This is a genomic window from Pantanalinema sp. (genome assembly GCA_036704125.1).
GTDB lineage: Bacteria > Cyanobacteriota > Sericytochromatia > S15B-MN24 > UBA4093 > JAGIBK01.
In genome coordinates this window covers 17,124-37,428 of record DATNQI010000036.1, presented here as the reverse complement: position 1 = coordinate 37,428, position 20,305 = coordinate 17,124, and the positions used below count along the sequence as shown (strand labels likewise).

Sequence of the window (20,305 nt, the reverse complement as noted above, 5' to 3'; positions counted from 1 at the left end):
CTCCCGATGATGTCTTGCTATCCTACCGCACAACCGCCCGTATCGAAATGAAAGAGCACGGTCGCGGCTTCAGCGAAAGACTTCCCGAGGCGCATTCAGCGATCGCAATGCCGTCAGTGCTTCCTCCGCGAGCCGCCTGGTCAATTCTCCAGCCGGAAGCTCACGGGCCAGGTGAAACGCCTGCCCAGCCCAAAGCGAGCTGAAATCGGCCGAACCCTCCTGCTCGGCGCGAGCGCGCAAGGGGGCGAGAGCCCCCACGGCCAGAGGAAATTCCGGTGCCCGGACCGAAATGGGGCCAACCTCACGGACCAAGCGATTGGTGATCGAGCGCGCCAGTCTTCCCGTAAAGACGTTGGTGAGCGCCGTCTGGTCGGCCTTGGCGGTCTTCAGGGCCTCTCGATGGAGCGCCGTGATGGTCGCTTCAGGACTGCGCAGGTAGGCCGTCCCGATCTGCACCGCCGCGGCACCAAGCGCAAACGCCGCCGCGATTCCGCGCCCGTCGGCAATACCGCCCGCTGCGATCACCGGGACCTTCACCGCATCGACCACCTGTGGCACGAGGGCCAGCGTCCCGATCTGGGTGGAAGGATCCTGCGTGAGAAACATGCCGCGATGCCCGCCGGCTTCGCTACCTTGAGCGATGATGGCATCGCATCCTCGACTCTCGAGCCAGGTTGCCTCCTCCACGGTGGTCGCGGACGAGAAGACCTTCGCCCCGGCCGCCTTGACGCGGTCGAAGAGGTCCCGGGAAGGCAAGCCGAAGTGGAAGCTGACGACCTCGGGCTTGAGCTCCGCCACGAGCTCGGCCAGGGCCTGATCGAACGGCGCACGGTCGATTTTCGGAACCGGCACATCGGGAGCGAGGCCAAGTTCCCGGTAATACCGCTCCAGGCACCCTCTCCATGCCCGCTCGCGCTCCGGATCGGCCGTTGCTGGCTGGTGGCAGAAGAAATTGAGGTTGACTGGCCGGGACGTTTGCTCGCGGATGGCGCCAAGCTTCTGCCGCACCTGCTCTGCGGTCAACATGCCGCAGGCAAGCGCCCCGAGGCCACCGGCTTCCGAGACGGCGATCGCCATTTCCGAGGAGGCCCCCCCGGCCATCGGTGCCTGAAGGATCGGTAGCTCGATTCCCAGGAGATCCTGGATGCGACGATCAGGCCAAGTCTTCATATCAACTCTCCTCAATCTCGATGCTGGCATATTATCTTCCCACACCCCAGAGGTAGATCAATATCAGTAAAGCCATGTGGGATAATGCGAGCAGGGGGAGACTCGCATCCTGCAACAATCATGGAGGTGGCTTCAAGCCGCCCCGAGCTGAGGAAGAATGTTTCGGATCAGATCGTTCATCGCCGTCACAGTTACCGCGCTCTTCCTCGGGGGGTGCGCCTCCGTGCAAGTCCAGCACGAGTTGCTGCAAGGCGAAGCGCCGCTATATCAACCGGCTCGAGCATCGCTCGGCGTGATCTCGGTGCGGCCGGAAACGCGCTGGCGCCCCGATCAGAAGGAGCCCGAATCTCGCGAGCGCATCGCCCGAGCAGCCATCGAAGCGGTCTTCCGTGACCTGCCCGCCTCGCGGGTCGCGGAGATCCGCCCCTTCGCGCGCTGGTCAGCAACTGCCGATCTCGGCCTCGCCGAGGCAAGGCAGGCCGGGGTCGACACGGTCGTGACCATCACCGTCGAGGAGCTCGGGCCGCAGCTCTACCTCTCGATTCCCGTGCTCTGGAGCACCTACAGCGACGTCAGGTTCCAGCTCCGAGCCGTCCGGGCCCAGACGGGCGAGACGCTGCTGGACATCAAGCACAAGCGCCTGGTGGGCGGCCCCTTCGAACTGCGTGGCGTGGGACCGTTGCAGGCGGAGATGGAGCTCGCCCTGCGCGAGGTGCTCGGCCTGCAACGCGCGAGGAAAGACTGAAAAGGAAACAAATGGCCACTCCCCTGTATGACTGGGTCCTGTTCGACCTGGACGAAACCTTGCTCGACTTTCCCGCCAGCAAGGCGCTGACGCAAATGCTCCACTTGCACGGCGTGCCGGCCACCGAATCGCTGCTGGCCGAGTACAAGTCGCTCAATCACCACCTCTGGGAGCAGTATCACCTCGGGCAGATCGACTCGCTCGGATTGCAGGAGCGGCGCTTCGCCCCCTTTGCCCCGCTCGCCGGCGTCACGGCCCAGGCCATGAACGAGGCCTTCTTGCAGCAAATCGTCGCCATGAGCGAGCCCCTCGAGGGGGTCCGCGAGACCCTTGCCCAGCTGAGAGGGCGAGTGAGGATGGGGATCATCACCAACGGATTCAGCGAGACGCAGCGGGGGCGCCTGGTGCGGCATGGCTGGAGCGACTGGTTCGAGCCGCTCGTGATCTCCGATGAGATCCAGTACGTCAAACCCGAGCCTGCCATCTTCCAGCACGCCCTGAGCCTGATGGGCCAGCCCGATGCCGCCAGGGTCTTGATGGTCGGGGACAACCCGCACACGGACATCGCCGGGGCGGCGGCGCAGGGATTGGCGACCTGCTGGTACAACCCGGCCAAGGCGGATCCTGCCTGCGCTCCCACCCACGAGATCCACCACTTCAGTCACCTGTCCACCATCGTGCTGGGAGGGTGATCTTTCCCCGAGCGACTCTCCTCTGGGTTACCACGATGGACTCGACCGGGAATCACCTTGGCCATCGCGAGCGCGACCTCGGTCGCCCAGGCCCAAGACCTGCTTGGCGCGCTCAGGCTCCAACTGGACGCGGAGTCGCTGCACCGCCTGGACGAAGCAGGAATATTCGCCTCGCCCTAGGGCGAGCTCGCTTACGGTTGCATCTCCGGCTGCGCGCGACACCAGTCGAGCGTCTTACGGATCGCCTCGTCGTGCGAGGTGGCGATGTCGCAGAACGCTCGCTCGAACTTCCCGTGATCGACGATGTAGGGCCGCTCGGAGGAGTAGAGCATCTCGGCCACTTCGCGGACCATGGGAGCGAAGGCGCCCATCGCCCGGATGAGCCAGCCCGGCGCCACCCGGATTTCGGGAGCGCTCCCCAGCTGAGCGCCCACCTTGGCGATGAAGTGACGCGCCGTCAGGGTCGGCGCGTTCGGGACGTGCCAGATCCCCCCGAGGGCGTCGTCGCGATCGCCCAGCACGATGAGGGCTCGCGCGAAGTCCTCGATGTAGGTATAGGTGTGCGGCTGGTCCGGATTGCCGACGAGGTCCGCGGGACGTCCGGCCAGTAGCGCCCGGAAGACGCGATCGCCCATGGTCGACGTCGACACGCCGGGCCCATAGAAGTCCGACGCACGCCCGATCGTCCCGCGCACGCGGCCGGCGCGATGGGATGAGAGCAGCATGTCCGCCACTCGGGCGCGCGCCATCCCCTTGCGATCCGTGGCCGCGGCAGGCAAGCCTTCGTGAATGGGGCCGGTGACGGGGCCGTAGGCGTAGAGGTTGTCACCGTACACCAGCTTCGCCCCGCTCGCGGCTGCGCCCTCGAGGATGCCTGCCATCAGGGGGACGCACTGCTCGACCCAATCGGTGTAGCGCGGGACGGCACAGTGGTAGATGACGCCTGCCCCTTCACAAGCGGCCCGCACCTGATCGAACGAAGTCACATCGGCTGCGCGCACCTCCGCCGCACTCAGGCTCCCCGAGAGAGGGCGCCCACGCCGGCTGACGAGGCGAACGCGCCTGTCTTGGGCGAGGAGTTGCTCGGCCAAGCTCAGCCCGAGTGGTCCAGCGCCGATGATCACGTGGAGGTTCGAAGGGGTCATGAGGGAATCGCCTTTCTCGAATGCGTGGTGCGCCTGCTTTGCCAGTCAGCGGCATGTTTGGCTAGCATGGAGTCTGCCGTAGCGAGAGGGTCAATGGGGGGTCGATGGGCGTGTTCAAGATCGGGGAGTTCTCTCAGCTGGGGCAGGTATCGGTCCGTACCCTGCGCCACTACGACGAGATGGGCCTGCTCAAGCCCTCGCACGTCGACACCTTCACGGACTATCGCTACTACCGCGCCGACCAGCTGCCAAGACTGAACCGCATTCTGGCCCTCAAGGATCTGGGGCTGTCCCTGGAGCAGATCGCGAGCCTCTTGGCCCACGACCTGCCCGCCGAAGCGTTGCGCGGCCTCCTTGAAGCCAAGCAGGAAGAGCTTGCGCGTCAGCTCGCCGAGGGCCACGCCCGGCTGGCCCGCGTCGAGGCGAGACTGCGCCAGATCGAGCAGGAGGGACAGCTTCCGGCCTACGAGGTGGTCCTCAAGTCCCAGGCCACGCTGCGAATCGCGTCGCTGCGGGGCGTGATTCCGAACCTCGCGGCGATGGCAACCGATCGCTGCCGGCTCTTCAAGCGACTTAACGAGAAGGTCGAAGCCTCCGGCCTCGAGCCCCAGTCCCCCGAGCTCGTGCTGTACCACGACCCGGATATGGACCAGGAGATCTTCGACATGGAGGCGGCGACCGCCGTCTCCGGTACCGCCCGGAAGGTCCCGGACGGCCTGCGGATCTACGAGCTGCCGGCCCATTCGCAGGTCGCCAGCGTGATCCATCGCGGCCGCTTCATGGATGCGGGCCAGGCGGTACTGGCCCTCTTCCTATGGGCAGGGTCGAACGGCTTTGCCTCGGCCGGGCCGTACCGGGAGCTTCACCTGTTCGGTCGCGAGCTGACCCACCCCGACTTCGACGATGTCCTGCTCGAAATCCAGCTGCCCGTGGTGCCACTGGCTTGACGCGCCAGCGGCCATGAGGCTTGCGGGACGCGACGGCGGGGGGAACCCTGGATGAGCGGATCCCCTGGTAGCGTATAATCACTGGGAACGGCCATCGCGCCGACGCTCAAGCTTGTGGAGGCTCCCCCTGGATATTTCCCCCGACGAACTGGAAACCTGTCTCAGCGTCCTGCAGCGCATCGCCGACTCGCGCGGCACCATCGCGCGAAGCGATCGCCTGAATAGCCTTGTCGCCAAGGTCTACCGAGAGGGCAAGCGGCTCGACAAGAACGCCGAGCGGCAGCGGCAGCAGAGCGAAGATCGCGAGCTGCAGGCCACCACGGCCATGGTGCAGATCCAGCGAGACGCCCTGAGCCCGGCCTCGCCCCTGCTGCAGCTGCCCTCGACGGCCGTGAGGACCCTCAACCAGCCCGAAACCTGCTACGTGTGCAAGGCGGACTTCACCGAGGTTCACGGCTTCTACCACCTGCTGTGTCCGTCGTGCGCCGCCTTCAACTTTCGCATGCGCCACCTGCGTGCCGACCTGACGGGGCAAACCGCGCTGGTGACCGGCGGACGGGTGAAGATCGGGCACCAAACCGTCCTGAAGCTGCTTCGCGACGGGGCGAAGGTGATCGTCACGACGCGCTTTCCCCACGCCGCCGCCAGCCGCCTGTACGCCGAGCCGGACTCCGCCGAATGGCTGCACCGGCTCCGCCTCTACGGCCTCGATCTGCGCAACCTCCCCTCCGTTGAAGCCTTCGCGCAGCATCTCCTCCAGACGGAGCCCTCGCTCGAGATCCTGATCCACAACGCCGCCCAGACCGTACGCCGCCCGCAGGGCTTCTACTCGGAGCTGCTCGCCCAGGAGCAGCGCCCCATGGAGCTTCTGCCGCAGGAAGCCCGCCGCCTGGTCGTCCAGGAGGCGCCCGTCTCGTCGACCATGGCGCTCACCGACGGCTCGGCCGCCCTGCCCGCCCTTCGGGACGTGATGAGCGTCGATCGCTTCGTGGACAACGAGGAGCGCCTGGACACCCGGAGCAGCAACAGCTGGATGCTCAGGCTCGACGAGGTCAGCGCCCCCGAGATGCTCGAGGTTCAGCTGATCAACGTGACCGCCCCGTTCCTGCTGAACAGCCGGCTGAAACCCCTGATGACGCGGTCTTCGTTCGAGCGGCGCTTCATCGTCAACGTCTCGGCGATGGAAGGCCAGTTCAACCGCCACAAGACGGTCTACCACCCCCACACCAACATGGCGAAGGCGGCCCTGAACATGATGACGCGCACCTCGGGCGACGACTTCGCGCGCGATCGCATCTACATGACCAGCGTCGACACCGGCTGGATCACCGACGAGAACCCGACCCCCAAGCGCGAGCGCGGGCAGGGCGAGCGCGGCTTCTTTCCGCCGCTCGACATCATCGACGGCGCCTCGCGGATCTACCACCCCGTCGCGCAAGGCACCGAGAGCCCGGAAAAGCCGTTCTTCGGGGTATTCCTGAAGGACTACCGGGTCTGCGCCTGGTGATGCCCGCTCGGTAAAGCCCTGTCCGCGAGCCCACCGGGGTCGCGATTTCAGTCCCGGTTTTTCGAGACCGCCCATCCACACAGAAAGAGACCCACGCCATGTCCAAACGCCAGGAGCCCAAGCGCAAGACACCCGCCGACGTCCTTCAGGACCTGCGAAGCGGCCACCAGGAAGCGAACGGCCACGGCCCCGCCGAGGCGCAGCGCTACCTCGAGAAGGTGATCTCCGCCCAGCACAGCCTTCCCAACGCCGTGAAATTCTTCGCCCACGACCTGCTGGTGGAAGCCAGCTACCTGGCGGGCGACGAGGAGCGGGCCCTCGAGGCGGTCGCCGAGGCGCAGCGCTACATGCCCTCGGCGCAAGAGGAGGCGCAGCGCGAGTTCAAGGCCTACCTGCCGGAGCTGCGCTTTTGCGAGCGGGGGATCGCCCTGCTGGCCGACACCGGAGAAATCGAGCAGGCCCTCGGCCTCTGCGACCTGGCCCTCGAGCTGGGCCTGGGAAGGGCCTATGAAAGCAAGCGGCAGTCCCTCGAGCGCAGGCTCTGAGTTAGCTCTGCGGGGGCAGGGCCAGGACCCGCTTGATCGTGACGTCCAGCTGGCACGGATCGGGCTCCGCCGAAAGGTGGAAGAACCCGACCGCCCCCTGTAGTGCCTGAGCCTGCCGGCTGAGCTCTCCGGCGGTGCGAGCGACCCGCTGACTCGCCTCGGCCGACTCCCGGGCGTGGCAGCTGAGCTCATCGACCGCCGTGACCACCTGCTGGGAAGCCTGGCGCTGTTCGCCGGTGGCGTGCATCACCCGGCGGGTGAGCTGGTCCATGGCCGCGACGGCTTGTGAGACGCGAAGGTTGATCGCGGCCATCTCTTCCGAGGTGGTCACGATATGGGCGCTGGCCCGCGCCTGCTCGCTGGAAGCGATGGCCACCTGGTCCAGCAGTCGCTTGGCCTCCAGCGCGGCCTCCTTGATGCGCCTCAGGGCCTCGTTGGTCCGGGTGGCCAGCTGGGTGCCCTCCTCGACCCGGGTGGTGCCCTCCTGGGTGACCCCGACGGCCTGGGCCGTCTCGTTCTGGATGCCCTTAATGAGCCCGCCGATCTCCTTGGTCGCGAGGGCCGAGCGCTCGGCCAGCTTGCGAACTTCGTCGGCCACCACCGCGAAGCCGCGGCCCGCGTCGCCGGCGCGGGCCGCCTCGATGGCGGCGTTGAGCGCCAGCAGGTTGGTCTGCTCGGCGATGTCGTCGATCACCTCGAGGATGCGGCCGATCTCGCCGGAGCGCTGCTCCAGCACCTCGATCGTCGCGCGGATCCCATGCATCGTCTCGGCGATCGCGCGCATGCCGGACATGGTCCTGATGACCGCATCCTCGCCCGCCACGGCGGCGGCCGTGGTCTGCTCGGAGATCCGGTTGGCGTGGGCCACGTTGCCGGCGGTCTCCTGGATGCTCGCGGCCAGCTCGGCGATCGCCGAGCTGGTCTGGGAGGTTGCGCTGGCGAGCTGGTCGGACTGCCCCCGGACCTCGCTCACCTGCCCACCGAGACTCTGGGCGCTGGAATCGATCGCGAGGATACTCTCGACCATCTGCTCCATCGTGGTGGCCGTTTGCTCGGTGCTCGCCGCCTGGGCCGTCGCCAGCTGGGACATGCCGTCGCTGGCGCCGCGGATCTGCTGCGAGCTGTCCCCCAGGGTGTCGGCCGCGCAGCGCACGCGCTGAACGATCTCGCGCAGGCCTTGAACCATCGCCACGATGGCGTGACCGAACTGGTCACGGTCGCTCTTCGGGCTGAGCCGCTTCTCCAGGTCGCCGCGACGGACGGCCTCCACCGCGGAGGCCGTCTCCTGCAGGTAGGCCACCATGCGCTGGATCGACTGGGCCATCTCGCCGAGCTCGTCCTGACGCGCGATGCTCAGCCGGTGGCCCAGCTCCCCCACCGAGATGCCCTCGGCGACCTGGTTGAGCTGACGGATCGGACGCAGGAGGTCGCGGGTGTACCAGAGCCCCAGCAGGCCGGCGATGAGCCCCAGCACGAGGGCGGCGAGGGCGACCTGGCCGATCATGGTGTTTCGCATGGCCACGAAGGGCGCCTCGGGGATGCCCACGAAGAGGATCCCGATGCGGTTGCCCATGACGTCACGGATCGGCTCGTAGGCCGTCAGGAACCAATCCTTGACCACGAAGGCCCGGCCGCTGAACTCGGAACCGCCCTTGAGGACCCGGTCGGTGATCGGCGTGGCGGCGAGGGTGCCGATCGCGCGAGCGCCGTCCGCCTTCTTGAGGTTGGTCGAGACGCGGATGTCGTCCAGGAAGACGGTGCATGACACCCCGAGCTCGGCCTGCACCTCGTCCACGAGCTCGAAGCGCTTGCTGATCAGCTGGGCGCTCTGGATCGTCCCGATCACCCGCCCCCCCTGGACCAGGGGGGCGGCCGCGCGGATCATCATGCCGCGCCTCTCGACGGTGGAAGCCGGCTTGCGGGCGTTCGGGGTGTCGATGAGCTTGATCGCGCCGGCTTCGCCCAGGCCATGGGCCGCGAGGAACTCGGGGGGAACGACCTCGAACCCGGCCGGCCGCTCCCCGGCCAGCGCCTGGCGCGTCAGCTCGGACCAGGCGACCTCGCCCTGGACGCTCGCGCCGTTGCCCGAGACTCCCCGGATGATGCGCCCGCTGGCGTCGGTCAGCAGGACGCTGTCCAGGTTGGCGCGGCGCTGCAGGCCTCGCAGAAACGAAAGCTGCGCGTCCGCACCGGCTTGAAGCATGGCGGCCTGGTCGCTGGCCCCGCTCAAGAGCGCTCGCTGGGCCTTGATCTGGCCAGCGAAGACCTCATGGGCGGCCTTGCGATCGCTTCTGAGCTCCTGTTCGGCCTGGTGTACGATGGTCTGGGCCGATTGATTGATGAAGATCAGGCCGATGGTGACCATCGGACCCACGGCGATCGCCGCGCACAGCAGCATCAACTGGCCCTGGAGTTTCAGCTTCGGCAGCTTCACGGAAAGGCCTCCTGTCGCTCGATCGGAGCCGGCGGAACGCGGCTCGTCGGTGCTGTCCCCCGGTGCGGCGCCACGGGAAATCCGGGGCCTGATGCGTGAATCGGCTGTCCGGTCACCCGCTGGCGCCAGGTCGCGCGCCTGAATCGGCACGAAAAAGTCATATAACATTGTGGTCATACCCATATACAGTCATACACATCACAACAACGAACACCAAGATGACAGGTTCTTGAGGATTCAAAGCCAGTGATGCCCCTTCGCGTCGAACGAGGCGCGGAATTTAGTCCATCCTTAAAGCGCTATTTATCGATTTTCGGGTCAGGATCGGGAAAACGATCCTCGAAGGCCCTTCATCGCAGCCGGCGAACCCAGGAGAAGACGCACCATGCCCACCCCCATCAACGGCAACAAGGCGCCCACCCCGCGCCCGGGCGCCAAATCGACCCACACCGTCAAGCCCGGCGAGACCCTCTCGCGCATCGCGGCCAAGGTGCTGGGCGACGCCAAGCGGTGGCCCGAGCTCTACGACCTCAACAAGGCCGTCATCGGGAGCAACCCCAATCGCCTCTCTGCCGGCATGGTCCTGAAGCTGCCCGCGAGCGCCCCGGTCGCGCCGGCGCAGCCTCCCAAGGAAGCACGGCAGGAAGCCGGGAGCACCCTGAAACCCGATCGCTTCGAACCCACCCCGCGCAAGCCGCAGGACAAGCCAGAGGGCAAGGCGTCGGCCGAGGCCTACGGCGCCTTCGTCGCGCGTCAGACCGCGGCTCTGCAGGCCAAGGGCGTCGAGATCGACTGCGCCGATCTGGCGGCCAAGTTGCTGACGGACTTCTGCGAGGAGAACGGGCTCCCCAACCCCTTCGGGGACAAGGGCACCTGGCACGTCTATCGCCCCGACGCACCGGGCGGTCTGCCGAACGTGAACGGGCCCAACTACTTCTTGCCGGCAATCAACGCCGACAACCTCGCCAAGCAATACGCCAGGCCCGTGAAGGACGCGGACGGTGACGGCATCGCCGGCTACGATCGCGCCACCGGCAAGGTGGACGTCGACGATCTGCGCGCGGGGGACATCCTCTTCTACGACTGGGACCGCAACGGCATCGTCAACCACACCGTCAACGTGCTCGGGGTGGAGGACGACGGCACCGTGCGCCTCGCCTACGGCACCTACAACAACCTGGGCAAATCGGGCAGCGTGACCTGGGAGAACCTGGACCTGCAGGCCATCGAGGTCCTGGAGCTGAAGCCCGATACCCCCGACTACGAGAAGTGGCTCGGCCAGGGCAGCTCCATCCACAGCGTCCGTCGCTTCGCCATGCTGGGCGAGCCGAGCGCCTGACGCCGAAAACGCAAGGGTGATCCGGCCCGGTTCTCCGGGCACGGATCACCTTTTTTGCTCCTTGCCCCAAAACGCGTGCCCTGCCATGGTCTTGCTGTTCATCCCACCACCCGGTCGAACGTCGGACCGATCCGTCCTGGGACCGGCGAACAGGAAGGACTCCAATGGCCACGACCCTCCTTCGCGGGCTCGCGGGCGCGACGGCGCTGGCGCTCTGCGCCTCGTGCGCCCTGTCCCCCCAGGCCCTCGGGCCGGCCCCCCGACCGGCGGCCCCCCCGGCGTCGAAGCTCGGGGGCTACCAGGTCCAGCAGTACGGCTCGCTGTTCTCCCAGCAGTCCCAGTGGGTCTACCATGACAATGGCTGGCGCTACGTCTACCCGGGCCAGTTCAGCTTCAGCGGCTGGGTCTATACCCGCCTGCCCTGGTGGGGATGGGTCTGGGTCTGGTTCCCGTTCAGCTACACCGGCTGGATGTACGTCTGGAGCTTCGGCTGGGCCTACATCGGCAACATGGGCTGGGGCGGTGGCTGGCCTGGCGGCTGGGGGGGCCCCGGGGGCGGCTGGGGCGGCGGCTGGCCCGGAGACTCGAGCGGGCCGGGTGGCGGCTGGGGCGGCGCCCCGATGGTCGCGCAACCCGGAGGCACGCTCAACGTGCCGACGGCCTACGGCGCCCGACCCGGCGCTGCGGCCACGGCCGGAGCGACCCAGACCTTGCAGGCGCCTCAAAGCACGCCGGGCGCCCCGCCTTTCGGCGGGGCACGCCCGAGCGGAGGTCCCTCCGGAAACGAGGGGGGCGGTGGCGGGCCGAGTGGCGGCCCTCCGAGCTTTGGGCCCGGGAGCGGACCGCCTGGTTCACCGCCCGGCTCTCCTCCGGGCGGTCCCCCGCGATGACGGGGCGTGACGCTCGAGACACCTTTCAAGGTGACTAGCGCTTGGCATAGCTCCTGGCCGCGGTGAACTCGAGGGCCACGAAGGGCTCCTCTCCGACCACCCAGGCGTCATGCTTCTCGGTTACCTTCATCACGTCGCCGGGGCCCATTTCCAGGCTCCGGCCGTCCTGCGTCTGGATGTGCAAGCGCCCGGACAGGACGTAGTTGAAATGCGCCTCCTCGCAGTACTCGGTCTTCGCGATGGGCTTGATCGATTCCGACCATCGCCAGCCGGGTTGCAGCGTTATCTTCCCGATGGTGGAGCCGGCGAACGCGAGAACCTCCACCTGCCCCTTGTCGAAGGGCCGGGTCTCGTCCGGCGCCTTGAACGATCGCTTCTCGAAAATCGCCGCTTGGACTGCCATGACCTGCCTCCTTTCAGCCTCTGGGCGCGCCCATGCTGGCTCCATCCCCCCTCGAGATCAACCCAGGATCGTCCCATTACGGGCATCTCCCGGGTTCCGCCGGCATCCCGAGCGGGTACACTGATGCGGGCGGCGGCGACGCCGGGCCCGTTTTACACCGTTCACGAACGCCGAGGATCCGAATGAGCAACACCCATGACGTCACGCCCAGCGACAACGCCGAGCACAGCCGCTTCGAGGTCGAGGTCGACGGCCACCTGGCGGTGGCGGAGTACCGCCTGGTCCCCGAGGGGATCGAATTCACCCACACCGTCGTCCCCGAGCAGCTCGAGGGCCGGGGCATCGGCAGCGCCCTGGCGCGGGCCGGGCTCGATTCCGCCCGGGCGAAAGGCCTCGAGGTTGTGCCGACCTGCGAATTCTTCCAGGGCTACATCAAGCGCCACCCCGCGTACCACGACCTCGTCCATTCGAGCTACCGCAAGCAACTCGGCCCCTAGCGATCGAGAGGGCGCGCCAGGCCTATCGTCCCGGCCAGATGCCGGTGTTCGTCCCCTCGCCCGGGAAGAGGGGCCGGCACCGTTGACAATTAATACTACGTAGAACTATACTCAAATAGTTCGAGATAGGACTATATTGACCGGACGCATTCGCGGCCGCCAGGAGGCCCCAATGACCAGGTTCCCCGCTCTGTTCGTTTCCCACGGCGCCCCGACCATCGCGATCGATCGGATCCCGGCGCACGACTTCCTCGCGGGCCTGGGCGAGCGTATCGGCAGGCCGAAGGCGATCCTCGCGATCTCGGCCCACTGGGAGACCGGCGCGCCCACGCTGAGTCTCGCCGCGCAGCCCGCGACGATCCACGACTTCGGCGGCTTCCCCGACGCCCTCTACCGGATGACGTACCCCGCCCCGGGATCGCCCGAGCTCGCCGAGCGAGTCGCCGAGCAGCTCGTGGCCGCGGGCTTCCCCGCCGCGCTGAATCCGAGCCGCGGGCTGGATCACGGAGCCTGGATCCCCCTGCAGCTCATGTACCCGGCGGCCGACATCCCGGTCGTGCAGCTCTCGATCCAGCCGTCCCGGAGCCCCGCCGAGCACTGGCGCCTGGGCGAAGCCCTCAGACCCCTGCGCGACGAGGGGATCCTGGTGCTCGGCAGCGGGTCCGCCACCCACAACCTCTTCGAGCTGGGTCGCTACATGCACGACACCACGCCGCCCGAGTGGGTCACCTCCTTCGATCGCTGGCTGAAATCGGCGGTGACCCAGGGCCGGAAGGAGGAGCTGCTCGATTACCTCCACCAGGCGCCGAGCGCCGCGCGGAACCACCCCACCCCGGACCACATCCTGCCGCTGTTCGTGGCGGCCGGGGCGGGCGAAGCGCAGGGCACCGGCGAGCTGATCCACGAGAGCTACAGCTGGGGGCTCCTCAGCATGGCGGCCTATTCCTTCGCCTAGGCACGTATTGCCTGAATCAAACATCTGCCTGAGTTCTCCCCGCCCCCCGGTGGGGCGGGGTCGGGGGTGGGGGGATACGATCAAGTTCCTCTTGCCTTCGTGAGGGACCTGGAACGTTTTGATCCCCCCACCCCTAGCCCCGCCCCACCGGGGGGCGGGGAATCAAGCGGACGTATCGTTTCACACCGACCGGCTAGCTCAGCGCCGACGCGATCAGGTCGGGAACGATCGGCCCAACCAGGCCGTCGCGGCCTCCATCACCGGACGCGGGATTTCATGCCCGCCGTCGTGCGCGACCACCTCGGGCCGGATCCCCAGCGCCTGGAGCTGGCGCTTGGTCTCGCCGAGCCACTCGAAGGGGAAGAGGCTGTCTCTGCTGCCCAGCGTGAGGAAGACCCGCACTCCGCCAGCGATCGCGGTACCCTCGGGGACGGCATCAAGGGCGAGCTGGGGGATGTAGCCGCTGAACGCCATCACCCCCGCCACCTTCTGCGGATGGCGAATGGCGTAAGAGAGCGACATGATGGCGCCCTGGCTGAAGCCCGAGAGGATGAGCGGACGCTCGGCCATGCCGGGAAGCCCTCGCAGCTCGTCGAGCCAGGCATCCAGGGTCTCGAGGGCCTGTGCGAAGGACCCTTCCTCGGGGACGCCGAAGCGGATCAGGGGGTACCAGGCGTAACCCGGGGGATGAGGCAAGGGGCCCCGGGGAAAGGCGAGCGCGAAGCGATCCGCCATCGGCTGGTAAGCGGATGGCAAGTCGTCCTCGTTGGAGCCGATCCCGTGCATCGCGACGACGAGCGGCGCCCTGGCGTCGCCGGCCTCGAAGACATGGGTGGGAAGACCGTTTATGGCAAGTTTCATGGCGTTCCTCGATTCGTCACTTCTCGCCTGGCCCCGGAGGCGCGAGCGGCACCCCGCCGACCCCCCAGTTCTCAGGCGGCACCTCGTGCAGGATCACCCGCACGCGCCCGGGGTCGCCCCCCAGAGAGCAGCGTGCCGTGGATCGGCTCGTGGACGCCCATGGCCGCCTGCTTGGCCAGGCTGGTGAAGCCGAGCTTGTAGCCTTCGAGCCGGGCCCCTTCGTCCAGGCACTGCCCCACCAGCGCCTGCTGGATGTCGTAGGCGACGCGCGGGGCGAGGCCTGGCAGGCGCTCGGTGATGGGGGGGATGGGCTGCCTGTCCCGTTCGGCCAGGCGCAGGAGCCGCGCGAGGCCTTGGGCGTCGGAAGGAGGAGCCGCGGGGGACGCGCCGGATGGGGTCGTGGTCGCCATGTCGATTCCCTCCTTGGCCGGCGTCGGGGGCCGGCAGGGATCATTCCCGCAAAATTAGTCCTACATCGAACAATATTCAGGGTAGTTCGAACCAGAACCAGAGTCAACCCCTCCGGAAGCGCAGGCCTGGCCGTCTGGTATCATGGGGACGCGGAAACACCCGAGAGGAGCGCCATGATCGCCTACTTCGTCACCGACCCCAAGGTGGACACCATCGTCATTCCCGAGGCGGACCTCGCGGTGGAGGTCAACCGTCAGACCCTCATGGCCTTCCTGGGGGATTCCCCCGCTTTCGCCGGCTGGTCGGGCCAGGCGCTGGGCGATCGCGCGCCCACGGCCTTCGGCCGCGTCATCGCCCAGCGCGAGGACGACCGCTCGCCCACCATCCTGGATCAGACCACCTGGAACCAGCGCGTTTTCCAGCACCTTCGCCGCTAGCAGGGTCGTAGCGCCCGCGCGTGAAGCGCAAGCCCGCGCGATCGCCCGCCGGGCTTACCCGGCGGGCGATCGCGCGAAGTTCGAGCAACCTGGCTAGACGCTCGCCGGGGCCTGCGCCTTCTCGAAGGTGAAGCCCTGCTCCGAGTGATCGACGACGACGGTGTCGCCGGCGACGAAGCGACCATCCAGCAGCTGGCGCCCCAGGGGGGATTCGATCCGGCGCTGGACGACCCGGCGCAAGGGACGGGCGCCGTAAGCGGGCTCGTAGCCCTCCTGGGAAATCGCCGTCTTGGCCGCCTCGCTGAGCTCCAGGGCGATCCCCTGGGCCCTCAGCTTGAATGCCGTCTTGCCGATGAGCACGTCGACCACCGCGAGCAGGTCCTCCTTCTCGAGCGGCTTGAAGGAGATGGTCTCGTCGATCCGGTTGAGGAACTCGGGCCGGAAGGCCGTCTTGAGGGCCTCCAGCACCTTGTCCTGCTGCTGATCCCAGGTCGGCTCGCTCGACTCGGGGGCGGTCCTAAAGCCGGGGGCCGGGGTCATGATGTGCTTGGCCCCCACGTTCGAGGTCATGATGACCACGGTGTTCTTGAAGTCCACCGTCCGGCCCTGGCTATCGGTCAGGCGCCCGTCGTCGAGGATCTGCAACAGCAGGTTGAAGACGTCGGGGTGGGCCTTCTCGATCTCGTCGAAGAGCAGCACCGCGTAAGGCCGGCGCCGGACGGCCTCGGTCAGCTGACCCGCCTCGTCGTGGCCGACGTAGCCGGGAGGCGATCCGACCATGCGGCTCACCGTGTGCTTCTCCTGGTACTCGCTCATGTCCAGGCGGATCATCGCCTGCTCGTCGTGGAACATGAACTCGGCCAGCGCCCGGGCCGTCTCCGTCTTGCCGACGCCCGTCGGCCCGACGAACAGGAAGGATCCGATGGGGCGGTTGGGATCCTTGAGGCCGCTGCCCGCGCGGCGCAGCGCCTCGGCGATCGCGAAGAGCGGCTCGCGCTGCCCGATGACCCGCCGCGAGAGGTGAGCCTCGGCCGCAAGCAGGCGCTCGACGTCCGAGCGCGTCAGGCGCGTGGCGGGAATACCCGTCCACTCGCTGACCACCACGGCGATCTCCTCGGCGGTGACCTCGGGGGTGTCGACGGCCGTCTCGGCCTTCCAGGCCTCTCGCGCGGCGTTGAACTCGGCGCTCAGGCGATCGACCTCCTCCTTGCGCCTGGCCGCCTCCTCGAAGCGCTCGCCCATCACCGCGGCCTCCTTCTCGCGGGTGGCCTCGGCGAGCTTCGCCTCCAGCTCCTTGAGGCGATCCGGGCCCGACTTCGAGCGGAGCCTGACCATCGCGGCGGCCTCGTCCACCAGGTCGATGGCCTTGTCCGGCAAGAAGCGATCGGCCACGTAGCGCTCGGAGAGCTGGACCGCCGCCACCAGGGCCTCGTCGGCGATCTTGACCCGGTGGTGCGCCTCGTAGGAGTCGCGCAGGCCGCGCAGGATCGCGAGGGCCTCGTCGCTCGACGGCTCGTCGACCATCACCGGCTGGAAGCGGCGCTCCAGGGCGGCGTCCTTCTCGATGTGCTTGCGGTACTCGTCGAGGGTGGTGGCCCCCACGCACCGCAGCTCCCCGCGGGCCAGGACGGGCTTCAGGAGGTTCGCCACGTCGGCGCCCCCCTCGGCGGCGCCCGCGCCGACGACGGTGTGCAGCTCGTCGATGAACAGGATCACCTTGCCCGAGGCCTCCTTGAGGGAGTCGATGAGCTCCTTGACGCGCTGCTCGAAGTCCCCCCGGTACTTGGTGCCGGCGAGCAGGGCGCCCAGGTCCAGCGAGAGCACCCGGTTGTCCCTGAGCGGCTCCGGCACGTCGCCCGCGACGATGCGCTGGGCGAGGCCCTCGGCGATCGCGCTCTTGCCGACGCCCGGCTCGCCGATGAGCACCGGGTTGTTCTTGGTCTTGCGGCTCAGGATGCGGATCGTCCGCTCGATCTCCCGGTCGCGCCCGATGATCGGATCCAGCTTGCCGGCCCTCGCGCGGCCGGTGAGGTCCTGGGTGAAGGGCAGATCCGCAGCATCCTGGCTCGCCTGGGGCCCGGGGTTCGCCTGGCCGTCACGGGTCCCCCGGGCCATCAGCTGCGCCGCGAGGCTCTCCCCCTCGGCCATGATGCCGGAAAGGAGGTGGTGGCTGGCGATGAAGCCAGCGCCCTGCTGGTGGGCGATCTGGGCGGCCAGGCGCAGCGCCTGCTTGGTCCGAGGGGAGAGGGTGACGCTCTCCACGCCGATGGGCGGGCGCTCGGGATGGGCGCGCTCGATGGCCGCGCGGACCTCGGCCTCGCGGACGCCTGCCTCCTTGAGGTGCAGCCCCGCCCCCGAGGTCAGCATGCCGAGGAGCACGAACTCGGGCCCCACCTCTTGGCAGCCGCGCCCGGCGGCCCAGGCGCTCGCGGCCCCCAGGGCGACGCGAACCTCATCGGATAAATTGACAGTGACGGGCTCAGGTGACTGGAAGGAAGGAGCGTGGCTCGGCGCCTGAGGGGCACTCCCGCCGGCGAGGCCTTCCGCGCAGGACTGGCAGAGGTGCCAAGCCTGCTGGCGACCGTTGAGGGTCATGCGGTAGAAGACGGTGGCGGGGCGAATCGCGCAGTTCCGGCAGTACATCTCTGGCCTCCTTTATTCCGCTCGTTCAGTCAACCGATTGGTTGTGAGGCAATCATATTTACCTGAGTGCCTCCTTGTCAAGTAAATTTCGATCGACCACGAAAGAGAAATGCCGCCAGCCCGGTGGGCTGGCGGCGCGAGAAGGCAGACGGAGGCGAGGGGAAGGAGGGTGGCTCATCCGAACTGGAAGCCCGAGACCGCCTTGCCGAACAACCGGTCGTTGTAGGTGCGCGAGGCGGGGTCGTCCCCCGCGGCGCCCGCGGCCACCATCAGCGGGATGAGGTGCTCCGGACGGGGGTGGGAGAAGCGTCCCCCCGGCGCCAGGTGCCAGCTCGAAAGCTTTGCGTCGCGCGAGGCCCGGGACGGATCGCCGAGCGCGTCGTTGAGCCAGTCGTCGAAGGCCTCGGCGAGGCGGTTGGCCTCCGGTTGCTCGCCGAAGAAGGCCCGCAGGTTGTGGTAGCTCATGCCGCTGCCGACGATGAGCACGCCCTCGTCCCGCAGCGGCGCGAGCGCCCGGCCGATCGCGAGGTGATCGGCCGCATCGAGGTTCGCCTGGAGCGAGAGCTGCACGATCGGGACGTCCGCCTCGGGATAGATCAGCATGAAGGGCACGAAGACGCCGTGGTCCAGACCGCGCGTGGCATCCTCGCCCGACTCGATGCCGCTTGCGGCGAGCAGCTCGCGCACGCGCGCGGCCACCTCGGGCGAGCCGGGGGCGGGATACTTCAGGCGGTAGGTGTGCTCGGGAAAGCCGTAGTAGTCGTAGAGCAGCTCCGGCTTCGGGGCCACGTTGAGCGTCGGGCGCTCGACCTCCCAGTGACCCGAGATCACGAGCACCGCCTTCGGCCGGACGCCGACGGCGGAGGCGATGCCGCGCAGGTAGGCCGCCATCGATTCCCACATGTCGGCGGGAGCGCCGGGCATGGGGTCCATGAAGAAGCACGGACCGCCGCCGTGCGGGATGTAAAGGGTCGGCATCCGGGTCGTGGGGCTAGTCATGGGTGTTCTCCTCGCAAAAGGCGCAAGCGAGCTTGTCCAGCAGGGCGCTCAGCTGCGTCTGCTCATCAGGGGTGAGGCGGTCCAGGTAGCCCTGCGCAAAGTCGATGAAGGGCAAGAAGGTCTCTTCGTAGAGGGCCTGGCCCTCGGGCGTCAGGCGCACGAGGGTCTGGCGGCTGTCCTGCTCGCCCTTGCAGCGCGCGACGAGGCCCTTGGCCTCCATGCGGTTCAGGACCGGCGTGAGCGTCCCGCCGGTGACCATCGATCGCAGGCTGAGCTCCTTGAAGGTCATGCCCGCCGTGTCCCCCAGAGTGGCCAGGACGTCGAACTGGGAGGACGTCAATCCCCGCGCCTCGACGAAGCGCGTCATCACGCGCCCCGACTGCTGAACGCAGGCGTGCAAGGCACGGTGCACGGGCAAGAGCGAGACGTCCTGGGAAACGGGGTAGCGGGGGTCTCTCACGGCGGGGGTCTCCGAGCGATGCTTTCAGGAAAAATCCTACGTAGAACTAATTTGAATTTTAGTTCTACGTAGATTAATTGTCAAGCAAAGCCGGGCTAGGGCGACGCGAAGCGGATGTCTTGCGTGCGCGCCTCCTCCTCGCAGAAGCGAAGCAGGCCCTCCCCCTCGGCTTCGAGCTCGTCTCGCCGAGAAGCGCTCAGGGGCTCGAAGGGCTCGACCACCAGCGTCGCCGCCTTCGCCTTGCGCTCGATCCGCCACGTGCCGGCCACCGCGCCGTCGATCAGGAAGGTCGCGAGGACCTTGAGGTTCTTCGTCACGATCCTGGGGCGATGGACGTCGGCGACGAGCCGCGTGCGATCGGCATGGGCCAGGACCAGGTTGTCGTACTCGGGCAGGAAGCGCGCCGGGGCCGGGACGTCCTCGGCGGGCCGGGGCGCGTCCGGCAGGTCGAAGAACTCGCGCTTGCGCGCGTCGCGGAAGGTGACGAGCTCGGGCCGCAGGGCCTCGAAGGTCTCCTTGAGGCCCTTGAGGCCCGACCAGGCCTGCGCATCGGCCACCGTGGCGGGGCCGAAGGCGGCCAGGTAGCGCCGGACGAGCTCACTTGGCCCCTCGTCGGTGCCCATGGGCCGAGAAAGCCACCCCTCGGCAAGGGTGAAGGCGGCGTCGGCCGGATATCCCCACGCCGAGCCGTCCGGCACCATGACCAGCGGCAGGTGCATCCTCGCGGTGAAGCCCAGGACCCGCTCGTCAGCGTCGGTAAAGCGCTCCATGAGCCGGTCGCGCAGCGCCGTGAAGGTATGGGGGTGTTCCGCAAAGACGCCGCGCGCCGCTTCGACCACCCCGGCGACATCGAGGCCGTCCAGGCGCGTTCGCAGGGTGGCCCGCAAGGCCTGGGCCAGGAAGTCGCTCAAGGCGGGGCGCAGGCCGAGATAATCCTCGGCGCTCATGTAGTGGAGGGTGCCGCGCATCATCGTCGCCCGGACGATCGTTCTGCGATGCAAGGCATCGAACAGCGCCGAACGCCTGAAGTCCGCAAGGCGGCTCCAGAGACCGACGAACGGCGGCTTGGGGATCTGCGCCTGCATGCCGGCGAGCCGTTCGATCGCCTCGACCACCGGCGCATTCGCCCGCTCGAGCAACAGCTGGCGCGCGAGCGTCGCGCGGTTCAGCGCTTGCAGGGAGAGGGTCCGGGGCAAAGGCACCGAGGGTCTCGCTTGCGTGCGGT

Annotated in this window: 21 protein-coding genes; 11 read left to right on the top strand and 10 right to left on the bottom strand. The window is 67.9% G+C overall.

What is annotated here, in order from left to right; translation table 11 throughout:
- Window positions 1–69 precede the first annotated feature (69 nt).
- The gene (locus tag V6D00_05845) at window positions 70–1,170 is read right to left on the bottom strand and encodes a nitronate monooxygenase (GenBank protein HEY9898686.1); all 1,101 of its coding nucleotides are present in this window, start codon (window positions 1,168–1,170) and stop codon (window positions 70–72) included.
- A 157-nt stretch (window positions 1,171–1,327) separates the two neighbouring features.
- Between V6D00_05845 and V6D00_05840 the strand changes: the two genes are divergently transcribed.
- The 3 genes from V6D00_05840 to V6D00_05830 are packed head-to-tail and all read left to right on the top strand — an operon-like array spanning window position 1,328 to window position 2,787.
- Complete coding sequence (locus tag V6D00_05840; GenBank protein ID HEY9898685.1) at window positions 1,328–1,915, top strand: hypothetical protein; 588 nt, start codon at window positions 1,328–1,330, stop codon at window positions 1,913–1,915.
- 11 nt (window positions 1,916–1,926) lie between these two features.
- Window positions 1,927–2,607, top strand: a complete 681-nt coding sequence (gene yjjG / locus V6D00_05835; protein ID HEY9898684.1) for a pyrimidine 5'-nucleotidase — start codon at window positions 1,927–1,929, stop codon at window positions 2,605–2,607.
- 57 nt (window positions 2,608–2,664) lie between these two features.
- Entirely contained in the window at window positions 2,665–2,787 is a 123-nt protein-coding gene (locus V6D00_05830) for a hypothetical protein (GenBank protein HEY9898683.1), read from the top strand.
- Window positions 2,788–2,798: 11 nt separating this feature from the next.
- On the opposite strand, the gene V6D00_05825 is transcribed toward V6D00_05830, so the two are convergent.
- Window positions 2,799–3,752, bottom strand: a complete 954-nt coding sequence (locus V6D00_05825) for an NAD-dependent epimerase/dehydratase family protein (protein HEY9898682.1) — start codon at window positions 3,750–3,752, stop codon at window positions 2,799–2,801.
- Window positions 3,753–3,856: 104 nt separating this feature from the next.
- On the opposite strand from V6D00_05825, the gene V6D00_05820 reads away from it, so the two are divergent.
- The 3 genes from V6D00_05820 to V6D00_05810 all read left to right on the top strand — a co-directional run bounded on the left by V6D00_05820 (window position 3,857) and on the right by V6D00_05810 (window position 6,751).
- Window positions 3,857–4,699, top strand: coding sequence for a MerR family transcriptional regulator (locus tag V6D00_05820; GenBank protein HEY9898681.1), 843 nt, complete (start codon window positions 3,857–3,859; stop codon window positions 4,697–4,699).
- 112 nt (window positions 4,700–4,811) lie between these two features.
- Entirely contained in the window at window positions 4,812–6,206 is a 1,395-nt protein-coding gene (locus V6D00_05815; GenBank protein ID HEY9898680.1) for an SDR family oxidoreductase, read from the top strand.
- Between the two features lie 98 nt (window positions 6,207–6,304).
- Window positions 6,305–6,751 (top strand): hypothetical protein, encoded by a 447-nt coding sequence (locus tag V6D00_05810; GenBank protein ID HEY9898679.1) that lies wholly within the window; start codon window positions 6,305–6,307, stop codon window positions 6,749–6,751.
- A gap of 1 nt (window position 6,752) precedes the next feature.
- Here V6D00_05810 and V6D00_05805 read toward each other — a convergent pair whose 3' ends face one another.
- Window positions 6,753–9,185, bottom strand: coding sequence for a methyl-accepting chemotaxis protein (locus V6D00_05805; protein HEY9898678.1), 2,433 nt, complete (start codon window positions 9,183–9,185; stop codon window positions 6,753–6,755).
- A gap of 385 nt (window positions 9,186–9,570) precedes the next feature.
- Between V6D00_05805 and V6D00_05800 the strand changes: the two genes are divergently transcribed.
- Both V6D00_05800 and V6D00_05795 read left to right on the top strand, forming a co-directional pair.
- The gene (locus V6D00_05800) at window positions 9,571–10,524 is read left to right on the top strand and encodes a LysM peptidoglycan-binding domain-containing protein (GenBank protein ID HEY9898677.1); all 954 of its coding nucleotides are present in this window, start codon (window positions 9,571–9,573) and stop codon (window positions 10,522–10,524) included.
- A gap of 164 nt (window positions 10,525–10,688) precedes the next feature.
- Window positions 10,689–11,414 (top strand): hypothetical protein, encoded by a 726-nt coding sequence (locus V6D00_05795; GenBank protein HEY9898676.1) that lies wholly within the window; start codon window positions 10,689–10,691, stop codon window positions 11,412–11,414.
- Between the two features lie 34 nt (window positions 11,415–11,448).
- Here V6D00_05795 and V6D00_05790 read toward each other — a convergent pair whose 3' ends face one another.
- Complete coding sequence (locus V6D00_05790) at window positions 11,449–11,817, bottom strand: cupin domain-containing protein (GenBank protein HEY9898675.1); 369 nt, start codon at window positions 11,815–11,817, stop codon at window positions 11,449–11,451.
- Between the two features lie 182 nt (window positions 11,818–11,999).
- Here V6D00_05790 and V6D00_05785 point away from each other — a divergent pair, with 182 nt between their 5' ends.
- A complete protein-coding gene (locus V6D00_05785; GenBank protein HEY9898674.1) occupies window positions 12,000–12,314 on the top strand; it encodes a GNAT family N-acetyltransferase in 315 nt (104 codons plus the stop codon).
- 172 nt (window positions 12,315–12,486) lie between these two features.
- Window positions 12,487–13,269, top strand: a complete 783-nt coding sequence (locus V6D00_05780) for a class III extradiol ring-cleavage dioxygenase (GenBank protein ID HEY9898673.1) — start codon at window positions 12,487–12,489, stop codon at window positions 13,267–13,269.
- A 213-nt stretch (window positions 13,270–13,482) separates the two neighbouring features.
- On the opposite strand, the gene V6D00_05775 is transcribed toward V6D00_05780, so the two are convergent.
- Together V6D00_05775 and V6D00_05770 are read right to left on the bottom strand one after the other, a co-directional pair.
- Window positions 13,483–14,130, bottom strand: a complete 648-nt coding sequence (locus tag V6D00_05775; GenBank protein ID HEY9898672.1) for a hypothetical protein — start codon at window positions 14,128–14,130, stop codon at window positions 13,483–13,485.
- 71 nt (window positions 14,131–14,201) lie between these two features.
- The gene (locus V6D00_05770; protein ID HEY9898671.1) at window positions 14,202–14,540 is read right to left on the bottom strand and encodes a hypothetical protein; all 339 of its coding nucleotides are present in this window, start codon (window positions 14,538–14,540) and stop codon (window positions 14,202–14,204) included.
- A gap of 174 nt (window positions 14,541–14,714) precedes the next feature.
- On the opposite strand from V6D00_05770, the gene V6D00_05765 reads away from it, so the two are divergent.
- Window positions 14,715–14,978: a hypothetical protein gene (locus V6D00_05765; GenBank protein ID HEY9898670.1), complete on the top strand. Its 264-nt coding sequence runs from the start codon at window positions 14,715–14,717 to the stop codon at window positions 14,976–14,978.
- Window positions 14,979–15,071: 93 nt separating this feature from the next.
- On the opposite strand, the gene V6D00_05760 is transcribed toward V6D00_05765, so the two are convergent.
- The 4 genes from V6D00_05760 to V6D00_05745 form a co-directional block, all read right to left on the bottom strand.
- On the bottom strand, window positions 15,072–17,621 hold the full coding sequence (locus tag V6D00_05760) for an AAA family ATPase (protein HEY9898669.1): 2,550 nt from the start codon (window positions 17,619–17,621) through the stop codon (window positions 15,072–15,074).
- A 174-nt stretch (window positions 17,622–17,795) separates the two neighbouring features.
- Window positions 17,796–18,620 carry a class III extradiol ring-cleavage dioxygenase gene (locus V6D00_05755; protein ID HEY9898668.1) on the bottom strand — a complete coding sequence of 275 codons (825 nt, stop codon included), beginning with the start codon at window positions 18,618–18,620 and terminating at the stop codon, window positions 17,796–17,798.
- The gene (locus V6D00_05750) at window positions 18,613–19,080 is read right to left on the bottom strand and encodes a MarR family transcriptional regulator (GenBank protein ID HEY9898667.1); all 468 of its coding nucleotides are present in this window, start codon (window positions 19,078–19,080) and stop codon (window positions 18,613–18,615) included. The genes V6D00_05755 and V6D00_05750 overlap by 8 nt, the downstream gene beginning before the upstream one ends.
- A 95-nt stretch (window positions 19,081–19,175) precedes the next feature.
- The gene (locus V6D00_05745; protein ID HEY9898666.1) at window positions 19,176–20,282 is read right to left on the bottom strand and encodes a winged helix DNA-binding domain-containing protein; all 1,107 of its coding nucleotides are present in this window, start codon (window positions 20,280–20,282) and stop codon (window positions 19,176–19,178) included.
- Window positions 20,283–20,305: the final 23 nt, after the last annotated feature.

What these genes read in the sequence shown, in the direction of transcription:
- V6D00_05845 (HEY9898686.1), bottom strand. Translation starts at nt 1,170, where the DNA reads ATGAAGACTTGGCCTGATCGTCGCATCCAGGATCTCCTGGGAATCGAG.
- V6D00_05840 (HEY9898685.1), top strand. Translation starts at nt 1,328, where the DNA reads ATGTTTCGGATCAGATCGTTCATCGCCGTCACAGTTACCGCGCTCTTC.
- yjjG (HEY9898684.1), top strand. Translation starts at nt 1,927, where the DNA reads ATGGCCACTCCCCTGTATGACTGGGTCCTGTTCGACCTGGACGAAACC.
- V6D00_05825 (HEY9898682.1), bottom strand. Translation starts at nt 3,752, where the DNA reads ATGACCCCTTCGAACCTCCACGTGATCATCGGCGCTGGACCACTCGGG.
- V6D00_05820 (HEY9898681.1), top strand. Translation starts at nt 3,857, where the DNA reads ATGGGCGTGTTCAAGATCGGGGAGTTCTCTCAGCTGGGGCAGGTATCG.
- V6D00_05810 (HEY9898679.1), top strand. Translation starts at nt 6,305, where the DNA reads ATGTCCAAACGCCAGGAGCCCAAGCGCAAGACACCCGCCGACGTCCTT.
- V6D00_05800 (HEY9898677.1), top strand. Translation starts at nt 9,571, where the DNA reads ATGCCCACCCCCATCAACGGCAACAAGGCGCCCACCCCGCGCCCGGGC.
- V6D00_05795 (HEY9898676.1), top strand. Translation starts at nt 10,689, where the DNA reads ATGGCCACGACCCTCCTTCGCGGGCTCGCGGGCGCGACGGCGCTGGCG.
- V6D00_05790 (HEY9898675.1), bottom strand. Translation starts at nt 11,817, where the DNA reads ATGGCAGTCCAAGCGGCGATTTTCGAGAAGCGATCGTTCAAGGCGCCG.
- V6D00_05785 (HEY9898674.1), top strand. Translation starts at nt 12,000, where the DNA reads ATGAGCAACACCCATGACGTCACGCCCAGCGACAACGCCGAGCACAGC.
- V6D00_05780 (HEY9898673.1), top strand. Translation starts at nt 12,487, where the DNA reads ATGACCAGGTTCCCCGCTCTGTTCGTTTCCCACGGCGCCCCGACCATC.
- V6D00_05775 (HEY9898672.1), bottom strand. Translation starts at nt 14,130, where the DNA reads ATGAAACTTGCCATAAACGGTCTTCCCACCCATGTCTTCGAGGCCGGC.
- V6D00_05770 (HEY9898671.1), bottom strand. Translation starts at nt 14,540, where the DNA reads ATGGCGACCACGACCCCATCCGGCGCGTCCCCCGCGGCTCCTCCTTCC.
- V6D00_05765 (HEY9898670.1), top strand. Translation starts at nt 14,715, where the DNA reads ATGATCGCCTACTTCGTCACCGACCCCAAGGTGGACACCATCGTCATT.
- V6D00_05760 (HEY9898669.1), bottom strand. Translation starts at nt 17,621, where the DNA reads ATGTACTGCCGGAACTGCGCGATTCGCCCCGCCACCGTCTTCTACCGC.
- V6D00_05755 (HEY9898668.1), bottom strand. Translation starts at nt 18,620, where the DNA reads ATGACTAGCCCCACGACCCGGATGCCGACCCTTTACATCCCGCACGGC.